11 protein-coding genes and 1 pseudogene are annotated in these 13,262 nt (G+C 39.2%); all 12 read right to left on the minus strand.

Features of this window, described 5'->3' with window-relative positions; all coding sequences use genetic code 11:
* Nucleotides 1-5 precede the first annotated feature (5 nt).
* On the minus strand, nucleotides 6-1,160 hold the full coding sequence (gene wecB / locus Q0Z70_RS05595; protein WP_298073130.1) for a UDP-N-acetylglucosamine 2-epimerase (non-hydrolyzing): 1,155 nt from the start codon (nucleotides 1,158-1,160) through the stop codon (nucleotides 6-8).
* Entirely contained in the window at nucleotides 1,157-2,368 is a 1,212-nt protein-coding gene (locus tag Q0Z70_RS05600) for a glycosyltransferase family 4 protein (protein ID WP_298073131.1), read from the minus strand. The genes wecB and Q0Z70_RS05600 overlap by 4 nt, the downstream gene beginning before the upstream one ends.
* Nucleotides 2,365-3,669 (minus strand): alginate lyase family protein, encoded by a 1,305-nt coding sequence (locus Q0Z70_RS05605; RefSeq protein ID WP_298073132.1) that lies wholly within the window; start codon nucleotides 3,667-3,669, stop codon nucleotides 2,365-2,367. Before Q0Z70_RS05605 ends, Q0Z70_RS05600 begins: the two co-directional genes overlap by 4 nt.
* 411 nt (nucleotides 3,670-4,080) lie before the next feature.
* Nucleotides 4,081-5,178, minus strand: a complete 1,098-nt coding sequence (locus Q0Z70_RS05610) for a glycosyltransferase (protein WP_298073133.1) — start codon at nucleotides 5,176-5,178, stop codon at nucleotides 4,081-4,083.
* A 3-nt stretch (nucleotides 5,179-5,181) separates the two neighbouring features.
* Nucleotides 5,182-6,162: a polysaccharide deacetylase family protein gene (locus Q0Z70_RS05615; RefSeq protein ID WP_298073134.1), complete on the minus strand. Its 981-nt coding sequence runs from the start codon at nucleotides 6,160-6,162 to the stop codon at nucleotides 5,182-5,184.
* Nucleotides 6,163-6,174: 12 nt separating this feature from the next.
* Entirely contained in the window at nucleotides 6,175-6,504 is a 330-nt protein-coding gene (locus Q0Z70_RS05620; protein ID WP_298073135.1) for a hypothetical protein, read from the minus strand.
* Nucleotides 6,492-7,295: a hypothetical protein gene (locus tag Q0Z70_RS05625; RefSeq protein ID WP_298073136.1), complete on the minus strand. Its 804-nt coding sequence runs from the start codon at nucleotides 7,293-7,295 to the stop codon at nucleotides 6,492-6,494. Before Q0Z70_RS05625 ends, Q0Z70_RS05620 begins: the two co-directional genes overlap by 13 nt.
* Nucleotides 7,292-8,376, minus strand: a pseudogene (locus tag Q0Z70_RS13550) (EpsG family protein). The gene Q0Z70_RS05625 and the pseudogene Q0Z70_RS13550 overlap by 4 nt, the downstream one beginning before the upstream one ends.
* 206 nt (nucleotides 8,377-8,582) lie before the next feature.
* The gene (locus tag Q0Z70_RS05630) at nucleotides 8,583-9,209 is read right to left on the minus strand and encodes a transposase (protein WP_298073137.1); all 627 of its coding nucleotides are present in this window, start codon (nucleotides 9,207-9,209) and stop codon (nucleotides 8,583-8,585) included.
* 596 nt (nucleotides 9,210-9,805) lie between these two features.
* A complete protein-coding gene (locus tag Q0Z70_RS05635) occupies nucleotides 9,806-10,876 on the minus strand; it encodes a polysaccharide pyruvyl transferase family protein (RefSeq protein WP_366807153.1) in 1,071 nt (356 codons plus the stop codon).
* 154 nt (nucleotides 10,877-11,030) lie between these two features.
* A complete protein-coding gene (locus Q0Z70_RS05640) occupies nucleotides 11,031-11,945 on the minus strand; it encodes a hypothetical protein (protein ID WP_298073139.1) in 915 nt (304 codons plus the stop codon).
* A 6-nt stretch (nucleotides 11,946-11,951) separates the two neighbouring features.
* Nucleotides 11,952-13,073 carry an MBOAT family O-acyltransferase gene (locus Q0Z70_RS05645; protein WP_298073140.1) on the minus strand — a complete coding sequence of 374 codons (1,122 nt, stop codon included), beginning with the start codon at nucleotides 13,071-13,073 and terminating at the stop codon, nucleotides 11,952-11,954.
* Nucleotides 13,074-13,262 lie beyond the last annotated feature (189 nt).

The raw sequence follows: 13,262 nt of genomic DNA on the forward strand, positions 1-13,262 counted from the left end.
TTTAATCACATGTGTACATACTTTACAATTTTCTCGCACGCCTTTCCATCCCCATACGGATTCACAGCCTTGCTCATTCGATCGTAGGCCGAAGAATCTGTGAGCAGAGTCGAAACCTCGCCGACAATCTTGTTGTAGTCCGTGCCGACCAATTTCACCGTGCCGGCCTCCAACGCTTCCGGCCGTTCCGTCGTGTCGCGCATCACCAAGACAGGCTTGCCTAATCCCGGCGCCTCCTCCTGGATGCCGCCGCTGTCGGTCAGCACCACCGTCGATTTCTCCATCAGATAGACGAACGACAGGTATTCCAACGGCTCGATGAAAAACAGATTTCCCAAGTCCGACAGGTTCTCACCGAACACCTCGTGTATCGGCCGCCGCACGTTCGGATTTAGGTGCATCGGATAGATGAAATCCACCTTTTGGAATCGCTGTGACAGCGTTTTTATGGCACGGCATATAGAGATGAATCCCTCACCGAAATTCTCGCGCCGGTGTCCCGTAATCAAGACCATTTTCCGACCGCCGTTCAGACGGGCCGTATCGTAACCGCTCGTGTGCAGTTCTTCCTCCAATGAACGGGAGAGCGACGTATCGTGTTTGATGTTATCCACCACCCAATAGAGCGCATCGATGACCGTGTTGCCCGTAACGGTGATTTGTCTGTCTTTCACGCCTTCATCCAGCAGGTTTTGACGGCTCAACGGCGTAGGAGCGAAATGATAGGTGGCGATGCGTCCGGTAATCTGGCGGTTCATCTCTTCGGGCCACGGGCTGTAAATGTCGTGTGTCCGCAATCCGGCCTCGACGTGTCCGACGGGAATCTGCCGGTAGAACGCCGCCAGCGCGGCAGCCGTCGAGGTGGTCGTGTCGCCGTGAACGAGGACAGCATCGGGATGCACCGTGTCGAGTACGTCGCGCATGCCGGTCAGCACGCGGGCGGTAACGTCGTAGAGGTCCTGCCCCTGCTTCATGATATTGAGGTCGTAGTCGGGCGTGATATCGAAGATGCGCAACACCTGGTCGAGCATCTCGCGGTGCTGCCCCGTAACGCACACGACGGTCTCGAACTCGGAGTCGTGTTTCCGGAACTCCTTGACCAACGGCGCCATCTTGATGGCTTCGGGGCGAGTTCCGAAGACCAATAATACTTTTTTCATATTGTTTCGTGAATGATTTGTTGCATCTTTCTGGCTAATACTTGTCTATCGAAGTCTGCGGCCAAACGCATACAGCCCTTATGCAACCGTTCCTGAACTTCCGGATGGCAAATTTCTGCAAGTTTGACGAAGAAATCGGTCTCGTTTTCCGGTTCGAAACAAATACCGGCCTCATAGTGTTCGACAATCTCTTTCGCCTCCCCCTCAACACCCATCAAAATGGGAATTTCCATAGCGGCATTCTCAAAAATTTTCGAGGGTATGACCGTCGTAAATAGATCCGCTTTCCGTAAATTGATAAGACATATATCCAATATGGAGATATATTGCCGTACTTCCTGTTTGGGCACGGAATCCAGCATTGTTACATTTTTACAGCCAAGTTTCTCTTTTAGTTCGAGCAGATTCGCTTTTTCAGCCCCATCGCCCATCAGCAGAAAATGGTAATTGTTTGTCCCGTTATCCAACTTGTGGGCACATTGCAGGATAAAATCCAACTTATGCGCCATACCATGTGTCCCGATGTATCCGATAATCTTTTTTCCGGTCAAGCCTAATTTTTCAATCAATCGACTGTCTTTTTCCATCGGGGCAAACTGCTGGCGGTTGACGCCATTTTTCACGACACTGATTTTCTCCGCAGGAATGCCGCGAGAAATAATTTTTTTACGGAAAGCGTCGGTTACTACAATGATTTTCTTCGCCGCATTGTAGCAACGAAACTCCTGCCAAGAGAAATAGCGGATAAACAGGCCGTCTTTCAATGCCCCAACAGTCGTTATGCTGTCCGGCCATAAATCTCGGACCTCCATAATCCATGGTTTACGTTTCCAGAATGCGAGGGTTCGGCCGCTCAATGCCGTGAAGAATTGTGGGGAAGTAGCAATAATAACATCTGTTGTAACGAACAATCCGGTGAGGAATGAAGTAATCGAAAAACTGACATAATCCAGTGTTCGCTTGAACACACCTTTATTGGGCACCATATAACTCCATACCCTGATTATACGAATGCCATCTATGGTTTCCTCTTGCCGCCAATGGTTTCTGTAACCTGAATACACTTTCCCATAGGGATAATTCGGAACACACGTTATGACGGTTACTTCGTCGCCGTTTTTTGCCCACTCCCGACAATGGTCATAGGTGCGTGAAGCCTGAGCACTGACTTCCGGAGGAAAGCCGTCTGCCAAAAACAGTATTTTCATAAAGAGGTTTTTAATGAACGATGTATTGTATCGTTTTGTAAAAAAAAATTTACAATTTTGGCGGGAAGTAGTCGGTTGTATTCCTGCGACACGAGTCCTTCCGTTATTTCTATTTTATAGGATCCGTTTATGTGAATTACTGCAAGGTTTGTGACGATATGTTTTTTATCCCATTCCACAACAGTAACTCCAGGGGCAAAATGTATATAACTTACCCCCGTACATTCAGTAGGCAGTGTATCTATTATGGTGAATTCGTCCTGCGATAAGAAAAATACACGTTTGTGAAGATACTGTTTCCCGAACCCGTTATGAAAAGCTGCAAGATACTTAGAGGTGTCGTCTATTATTTTCACCAGCGCCCGTCTGCCTACCCGAAAACCACCCCATACTTCACAGGAGTCCCTATTGCCTATCGATACCGTATTGTGTGCTGCCGTAGAGCGTTCGTATTGTCTGCGGACATTCTTTTCATAGGTCGAAATGCCCGTATCCACAATAAAAGGGTGCCCGGCGATACGCAATTCATAATTGAACGTATCGGCATGTGCGTGTCCGGGCTGGTAGTGTGCTGCAATATTTCCGATATCAACAACTGCTTCGAAATATTCATTTAGAAATTTACGATAGCCCGATGCACCGAGCGGTATCACCTGCCACCGAAGTCCCAACCGACGGGCATACTCAAAAATTTCAGCAGGTGTTGGCGCAATATTGTATGCTGAATCGTTCAACAGGGGTATCGTCCCGTCTCTCCATACGATACTCTCTAAATATCCGAGCATTTGACAAGCTTTCCGCGCAAGTAGTAAGGTTATTGACTTCTGACTATTGAAAGCTATGTTATTTGCAGAGAAGTTATAACAATCAAGCAGTCGATCAAGTAAAATGCAGTGATACATCGGTGACTGCTCGTAATGTGCTCCATCGGACAGGATTTGTTCGTTTAATTGGGCACGCAACAATCTTGAACTGCATCTATAAAATCCTGAATCGCGAAAATATAGCGCTCCTACATAAAGTGAAAAAGCATCTTCGAGCAGGTGATTGCCTAAAAGATGATATTCCAAGCGGCGAGAAAGATACTCGTATTGGGAATAAAGTGAATCGTTCCAACGTTTATGTTGCGATGAAGGAAGACATTCGTCGTATTTGGCAATGAATTTTATCCAGTTGATACCTCGGAGAGCAGTCGGATAGGGTTGTAACCCGATGGCATTGTTCGGCAAGTCAGAGATAAATCGTTCAATCCATCCCGCTCCTGTTTCAAAATCCATATCGGGCTGGCACAACCAATCCATATAGTTAAGATTGTATGCCCAAAGCATACCTTTCGACACATCTTGCCACGAACGGAATGGTGCTGACAAGTTCAAGAACATAAACTGCCCATTGCTATACGAGACTGATTTGGGAATCCAATCTGTCCTATTCGGGGGAATAAAAGGATTAGTAGCGGACAGGCTTTGAAAACAAGGCGTGAACAGCCTATAGCGAATCTGATATACAACTTGCCGGATTCGCAGATGAGAAACTGTGCGTAAATGAGTTGGAATATTCATTTTATCAAAAGAATCCTGATACTACCGCAATTTACTTGCTTGTGTACACGGAATAGAATCATCGTATACATATTATGGGGCGTTAATTAAAACATGGTATATTTATCTGTCCGATAGATGATATTAAAAACGCATTCGGTCCATGGCTTTTCATGACGATGACAATTTTTTGTCCATAATTAAAAATAGATCTTCAGCAGAATCGATAGCAGTCTCTCTTGGTATATTTATCATGGCAGCAGAGATAACAGGTAAAGAAGATTCTATTTTCTTGATTAACAACACTATCTGTTCTTCGCAAAAAGGATTGACAATATAACCAGATTTATATTTAGAAACCTGTGTAGCTAAAAATGTTTTTTCACTGACGATTATCGGCGTCCTAAAATAAATTGATTCATATAACTTATTCGGCTCTGCATATAAGACATTTATCGAAGTTGTATCATAAGTGGACACGACAATGTCTATATTTGAATATATCGTGGGCAAATCTTCAGGGTTTTTAAAAGGTCCATGAAAAAATACATTATTCCGACTCTTTAATTGGTCAAATAGTTCCCTATTTTTTTTGCTGTCTGGGATACCATAAAAATGAAATTCATGATAAGGGAAATTTTTAGAAATCACATCTGATACGTTAAAGATGGTTTGATATCTTAAAAAGCCAACAAAACCGAAACGAATGCGTGAGACATTAATAGTTTTTTTTTCAACGGTTTTCAGTTGTGTTATGTTGGGATTCAGTTTATTCGGCATTAATGCTAAATTGTCGGGACGTTTCGATTTATCGGGGAAATGAAAATCTATAAATCCTTCTGATGTAAAAACAGATACCAACGATTTTTTTATAAGGAAGATATTTATGTATTCTAAAATAGTTCTTATTAATTTACTTTTCAAATTTAAATGTGACATGTCGGATTCTTCTAAAATATACCACCCTTTCCTATTGAAGATAAATGCAAACATACAGGTTGGCAATCCGAAGTAATACCATAACTCATTCTTTCCTCCATATTTCCGGAACAAGCGCCACATAGAACAAAAATACATATATATCCGCTGAATATATGGTGTGGTATTAGAAAACGAACCAATATATTCTGTGGGTAATTTATTGACAGGTCTGATGGATTGTCTTTCAAAACTGAATATTTTTACTTCGTAGCCTCTATTGATAAATTCCTGTATTCGTTTATAACATCTTGGGTCTTGAGCCCCACATATAAAATAGATTTTTTTCATGATTTACAGAGTATTAAAACAATATTCCTTGCTATTTAACAATTTTTGTAAATAATTTAGTGACGCCGGCGAAAAATTCTTGGGATGTCCAATGATAACAATATTCGAATATTTATTTTTAATGTGTTTTAGAACATAATCAGTCGATGTGAAACTCTGATAATCGATAGTCGCTGAAATGTATGTACAGATAAATAGTTTTTGTAAAATATTTTTTATAAATTCTTTCCATCTATGGGTTGAGAAATCCCCTCCATTGCCCCAATTTTGATTGTTTTTTATAATGCTATTGTACAATTTATAGAAACAATATTGTAAAAATGATATTTTTGCAGTCGCAATAGGAAACTCTTGGATATCTCCGTCTGTAACGGGGGAAAGTATGTTGTCGTTAAAAGTATATATGTCCGCACTATTTAACAATGTATAATCATAATATTGTAATTTTGAGACATATTTCATTCCAGGTAATACGGAGGAATCCTTACATATCCCGTTTGAAAGGAGTATCTCTGGAAATGATTTGTAATCTTGAATCGAATATCCGCCTGCTCGGAAAGCTGTTATAGGTTGTCCTACAATACCTTTCAATAGATGCACACAATCAACGAAACGTTTGTCTGCATCAGATTGAGGCATGTCAGATAATTTATAATATGCATAGTCTATTACCCATTTTTTCCCATCAAAATTCGAATAGAACCATTGTGGGTGTATATGCAATGCTATTTCATGTCCTTTCTGATCCAGCGCTCTAATTTGTTCAACAATTTTATCATAATCAGTTTGTAAAATCGCCCATTCGGCTTTTAATTCATACAAACGGAAAAGAAATGCCACATCTACAAAAAAGGTGGCTTTTGCATCATATTTCTCCAAGATTGCAATAAGATGATTTGTTGGTGCAATAAGACAATTGTTGACATCTCCAGTTCGGTCATTTAAAAAAAGTTCGTAATCCAAGGTTAAATACAATGTATTCATTTTATGAATGTTTCAATTTATATTTTCAATAATTCTATTTATTCGGCTTACTCCTGCCTTGAAACTAAAATATTGTTTGTATGTAGTAAGTATTTCTTCTTTGTATGCCGTGTTGGCTTTCATATATTCTACAATGTTTTTGAGTCCAGACTCGAAAGATTCCGGACTTTCGTAAACTTGAAAATAAGGCTGACCATGGAAACAGTCATATCCTCTTGCCGATACTTTATGTACCAATATAGGCAATCCACGTTTTAAACCATCCATTAATCTCAACTTCAATCCGCCTCCAATGCAAACTGGACATATTACAAAAGAGCCCTGTTCTATTACATCATCCATTGTTTTCTAACCTTTATATTTCCTTTATATCGTGTTTCAAATTGCAGTATTACATTGTCAGGATTTCTGCCAGCAATAATCAAATTCATATGAGGATACAATCTTTGCACTATTGGATAATAATCCTTTTCAAATATTTGTATGCTATGATATGTTTGATAGTCATTTAAACTGCCCGTTATAATCGCCGTGGTTAATATACCACTATTTGCTGGACGATACTCCAAGTCCATATAATCGAATACCCCAAGTAGATGTGCCTTACCGTGGCTTTCCCCATAAGCATTAGTAATTAGTTTTATGTCATCTCGTGTGAGATAGCAATTAGCATCAGCATCTCTATATGCTTTTTTTTCAATATAGGACACCCAATACGGAATTATGCCATGGAGGGTCTGCCATGTTTTATTGCTCATACAATATTCTACTTCATAATTATGATGTATCATTACTATTTTGATATCATAATTATGTATCATATCCATTAAATCTCCACCATACCTGCTGTCATTAATTACGCATATATCATATTCTCGACCATGTTGGCGCAAAAAGTTTTTGATAAACTTTCTGCCACGATGCATACTGAAATCAAAGAGAAAATCAATAAAATTACGTTTTGGTAAACCAATGGCATTTTTATATATTCCGCAACAACATTCTGCCGGCAAGACAAGGTCAACCAATCCAGGCCGGATACGGCATAACGCATTATAATAGCATAAAGAGGCAAGCCCGCCACCAGTTCTTTGAGAAATATCAAATGATGCCAAATAGAGTATTCGTTTCATAATTCTATTATATTATGATAATTATAAAGCAGCGGATCGGGAAAGACATGACCACAAAGTCTTATGATACTCATGGTAATAATTATTAAAAAGAATAATATTTTATTTGCTCTTTTATGTATGCATGAAAAAATGAATGCTACGAGGAAAATTTCTACACAATCCATATAAGGAGCCATTCTGCCAAATTGCATTGACAGCGGAGCCAAAGAACAATATATAATTGAACCAGCTATAAAGATATTCGTAAATCCTCTCAAAACAGGATTTTTAGCATACTCTTTCCTGCAATAAACATATAAAAAAAACAGGATTATTCCTTTCTTTATTAAATGATTTATCATGGCCTTTTCACATGATATTGTCTCTCCAAAATCGATTCCAGCGTCTTGTCCGGTAATGTAATGGTCTAATTTATATTGAATATATGATCCGAACAATGATACATTAGAGAAAAATAAGCGACCATAGACATAGAAAAAAATTGAGCAACATAAGAAAATAATAAGATATCTTGAATATGCAGATTTATTGTGATATATCCAATATAAAGGCAACCCTATTATTGAAGAGAAATGGATAGAAGTAGCAAATAAGACACACAATAAAAAAGGGAAAAACTTTCGTTGGGATACATAAATATATGAATACAAAAAAATAGATGTCGCTATTACCGTCCTGACATAAGCAATGCCACCACTATTCAATGAGAATAATACCATATACGACAACAAAGGAACAGGAGAAAAATATTTAATGCTTTGATAGGTTGTAAAAAAATAATGATAGCCATTAAAAACTGAAAAACAATATATGAAGGGCATATTGTTTTAACAGCCCATGTCAGCAGTATCCAGCCATAATCCGCTTGAAATTCGCTACGATTAAAATCCAGCGTTTTTGTTTCATTGAAATAATTTAAATAAGAGCTCCAATCTCCTCCGAAATGCCATCGTGTTCCGGTAAGAATAAAACAAATAAAACAGAATCCCCAAACGAATATCAGTTGCGTTCTCCGATCGCCATTAATTTTGTATACTGTGCATAACATGCACAGTATAAACAAGAGACAGAGGAACATTATTTATTAATAATAGTTAGTTATAAAATTATTTGTAAATATTTTCACGTTGCCCTGTAAGCAACTATATCAATGAGTTCTTTGACAAGTTTAGCATTTATCCTCTTGTTTGGTCTTGCACCAGACAACTTGAAAAATCGGTCAAGCAGATATGAGTTAAAAATCAGAGACTTTAAGGACTCGACAGAGAATGGCCCATCGTATTATTATTTTTGCCGCATTGATAGCGGTAAATGAAGCATTGAATGCGAAGTCAAGTGTTCTTTCATCCCTTGCCTAGTAGTGATACAATCCGGTGTATTGTTTTGCATCACGGTAGCAGAATTCGATTTGGAATCTTGTCCTGTAAAATTCAATGACCTCTTTACCGGATATGCTGACATCAGAGGGAAAGTAAAGTTGGTGCCTTCTTTTCCCGTTTTTTCATATGACAGCCTAATGTCCCTCTTCATGGTCTTTGAGTATGCGATAAGCGTATAGAGTTCTCCATCTTCCGATCCGGTCTCTATTCTTTCCATTTTAGAATAGTCGAGGTTCTCAAAGTCTATTTTCTCTCCATATATTTTAGGCCTCCCTCTTTTACCTGTAGGTCTGCCTTTGTATATGTACATGAGATTTGCATCGTCCCTAAGCCTGCTGACAAGATGGAATCTCAATTCAGCAATTTCCTGAACGAAAGTTGCTTTTGCAAAATATGCATCAGCCACTACGTACTTTGATATGGCCAGTGGCCTGTCCTTCCTCCCTTTAAATACATGCAGATACCAGTCAGTAAGAGTATAATTCTTCCCTTGCAGATTTTCTGCATTTGGTGTTTGCTCTGCCTTGAACATGAGACAGTCTTTCATGTCAATGTCTATGATTCCTATCCCAAGTATTTCAAAACCCCTTTTAGCCGCCCCTGCAACACCGGATCAGAAGTAACCGATATTTGGAGTATGTTTCCCCGATTTGGATATATAGCTCGGATCTATGGCTATTGCCTTTCTGCCATTCCTGCCAAACAGCTTTTCCATCAGGTTCTGATTATACTGCACCTAGTCAAACTTCTTCGCAAAAGTCTGCCTGTAACACTGCTCGCTCAGTTCCCGTAGCGCACCAGCTGTGTGAAGTCCATTTTTCTTGGTATGACCATAAATAAAAGCAATGTCTCCATTACTACATATTTCTTACTTTTGTTTAACTTTGTAGTATATCTATTAAAGGCATCCCTGCAGATATTCATATATTGGTTGAGCGCTCCTGATATTTCCATGTTTAATTTATGTATGGCAACATAAAGTTACTGAAAATCAGGCGCTTGATCTATTCTTTTTATGCGAGCCATTATTAATTTAAATCGCTGATTTTAAAGTATTTGATTAATTATTTACCGAAGTATTGTTATTAACATCTAATACATAAATCCATCCCGTTCCCACACAAAAATTCACTTTAATGCGTCTTGCAAGTAGATCTTAGCCGCCTTCCGCGCAAGGGACAGAACGGCATCAACGGCATCATTCATATGCCAATTGTACAATTCTTCCGGCAACTCTTTCACCGAAGATATTAAGCATTTCTCCAAGCTTAACATTCGTAGTAACGATGTGAATCGATCTTCTCCGCGGTCTTTATTGAGAATCGTGGTAAACGGCTTTCCGAAAATAATAGAAAAGACTGTACCGTGAAACGAGTCCGTAACCACGTAGGCAGCATCGCGGAACATCGCCAACCACTCTTCCACGGTTAAGGAAGAGTGGTAGGAGGTAAAATATTTTGTAGTCATATGCATCTGTTGCGCCATACGGTCGATATGCCGCCGTTGCTCTTCGGTAGAGTCGAGAATGTAACAGGCCATGAATTTTTCCGTGCGGCGCGGGACCTCGGCACAAAGCCGTTCGTAGTCGGAGTGGTCTAACAGGAGCGTCGGGTCGAGCACGTGTTCGGCCTCGACATGGAAATAGTTCCGACATAAATCCACTCCGGAAGCCTCACGAACGGATACCTTATCGAATTGTTGCAATAGCGGCGCACAGCGTTGCAACTGCCGCTCGCTGAATTCCAAGGTGCCAACCCCGAAAGAGGCGGCATAGGCGACTTTCCGTATCTTCTCATGCTGTGCGAAGCGCAGAAACATATCTTCGAGATAGCGGTTGAAACGCGGTCTCCAGACCTGATCGCTACCGACAATCAGACCTTCGATACGATATTTGCAAAGCAATCTACGAGTATACCTTCTGATCGGGCGAGTGCGAATAATGTATTTATCAACAAACACCTTTATTTGTGGACTTTGTTTAACACGATAAGAGGAAAACGAACACCGCCTTCCTGGTATGAAATATAATAAGAGCGTTTTACATGTTGATAGCACAACCCGCCATAAAGGTGTCGGATACAAAAAATTTAGAGTTATGGGGGTATGACCCAAACTCCTTAAAACTTTTTGCAAGGCATAATTCTGCAAAATCATGCCATAATTGTCATGTATTGGAAGCGTTACGATTCCGATATGCATAAATGACACAACGTTAAAATAATCAAAACAATATTAGACGTCTATCTCTGTCAACATTATCGCTATTGTCTATTGTGAAAAGAATTTTATAATACATTTGATGAATAAATGCCCTTATGCAAGAGAATGGTTAATTCAGAATGTATATTATACTCTACTTCAAAAAATCTTCTCTGATAATATCCGATAATTTTGCTGCTCCCAGTTCATTTAAATGCGTTGCATTTTTAAAGTCAGCTTCAGAGAAACGATTATCATACATATAATCATGATATTTTACACCATAACATCGACATAATCGTTCGGCGATTGAATGCATTTCCTTAACACCCGTTTGTGTAACACTATCTCTTGCGGTTTTGTAATATGGTATTGTGAACAGAATCAACTGAACATTTGCATCTTTACACACTTTGCAAATTCGTTCAAAATAACCGGTTATTTCATCCACACATTTTTCGGCATTTTTGTGGGATTTGAGTCTTTCCCTAACAAGACTGGCCTTATCCCAGTCATTTCGACGTTCTGTCAGCGGGAAACGTTCAAGTCCCAAGGAATCACACATAATCTGATTTCGGCCCAACAATCTACCCAATAAATTCATCTTCGAAAAGAGTATTTCTGAACAGTATTGTCTTTCATTGTTATAATATATTCCAGCATATTTCGCATACATACATCTATACGTTGTTTCGAAATCTGACGGGTAATTCCAAATATCCTTATACTGATAACTGAAATACTGCGTATCATAAGAGAGAGGCATAATTACAAAACGTAAATTTCTCATCTCCGGGATATATAGTTCGGCCAATTTTGCATCATAATAAATAAAACGGCCGGATATTGCGGCATTGAAAGCGCTATCTCCAAGTCTGCCAGCATCTATTCCTGTGGAAGCATGGCTATTGCCAATAACCAAACACTTAATGTCGTCTTTATGTCTTTTCAAATAGTTTAATTTATATGTATATTCATTAGGAACTAATAGAAGTAATAATTCCACACCCCCAAACAGAATAAAAACGAGTATCGAAAAACCAGAAATATAAATTAAAAACTTTTTCATGACGATTTAAAATTGAAAGTAAATAAAATCGGATTGGCCTCCTGCCAACAACATCGTCAGACCAAACAGACATAAATATAAGGCCCATCTTATCGTCCGTACCTTAAAAAAAGCGATTTTTTCCAATTCATCAAGGACATACGGATGCCCCCGCCGAAACCATTCGCATACACAAAGAATAGTGATATACAAAAAGCAACGTTTCCCTATTATGGAAACATCAAAAAAAGTCAGCGAAAATATTTTGCTTACATATAAATACGCATCACCAACAGACGGCGATCTAAACAATACCCATCCAAACATTACAAGAAGGAACGTCAATCCTATTTTCATCACTTCCTTTGCCGAGGATGCGTTTTCCCCTGCAGTTGCCGCGTTTTTGTATTTTGCTCTTTTCCAAATAATCAAGGGCAAAAATAGCAATGCATGATAGATTCCCCATAATATAAAAGTCCAATTTGCACCGTGCCAAAGACCGTTCACAATAAAAATAATAATCGTATTTCTGATCGTCTTCCATTTTGAACATCGGCTTCCCCCCAAAGGAAAATAGATATAATCTCGGAACCAAGACATCAGAGAAATATGCCACCTGTTCCAAAACTCTCTTACATTGCGAGAGAAATATGGATGATTGAAATTTTGCATTAACTTGATACCAAATAATTTTGCACAACCGATAGCTATATCTGAATAACCGGAGAAATCACAATATATCTGAAAGGCGAAGAGGATGGCAACAAGACATAATACAAACCCAGAGAAAGATGAATAATTAGCCCATACTTCATCAACTACCATCGCGCAATTGTCAGCTACTACCATCTTCTTAAAAAAGCCCCATAGCATTTGTCTCATACCATCAACAGCATCACCATAAACAAAATAACGTTTTTGTGTCATCTGCGGTAACAGATTCGTCGCCCGTTCTATAGGTCCTGCAACCAGTTGTGGAAAGAAACTGATATACGCAAAGAAAGCGACAATATCTCGCGTAGCATTGAGATTGCCCCGATAAACATCAATCGAATAACTCAAGGCTTGAAATGTATAAAACGAAATACCAACAGGTAATACAAGATTAATTATAGGGAAATCAGCATGGAATCCGAAAGCTTCAAGCAAACTGCAAAAATTCGATATAAAGAAATTGTAGTACTTAAATGTTCCAAGTATCAGAAGATTAAATATGATATTGGCCGCAACCGCAATTCTCCCCCCCCCCTTTATTTTTACGACTGTCTAGTCCTGAAATAGCGTTACAACAAAAAGTAACATTATGGAAAAGACAGAAACAAAGTACGTTAAGCGCAC

It is taken from the genome of uncultured Bacteroides sp. (assembly GCF_947632445.1).
Lineage (GTDB): Bacteria > Bacteroidota > Bacteroidia > Bacteroidales > Bacteroidaceae > Bacteroides.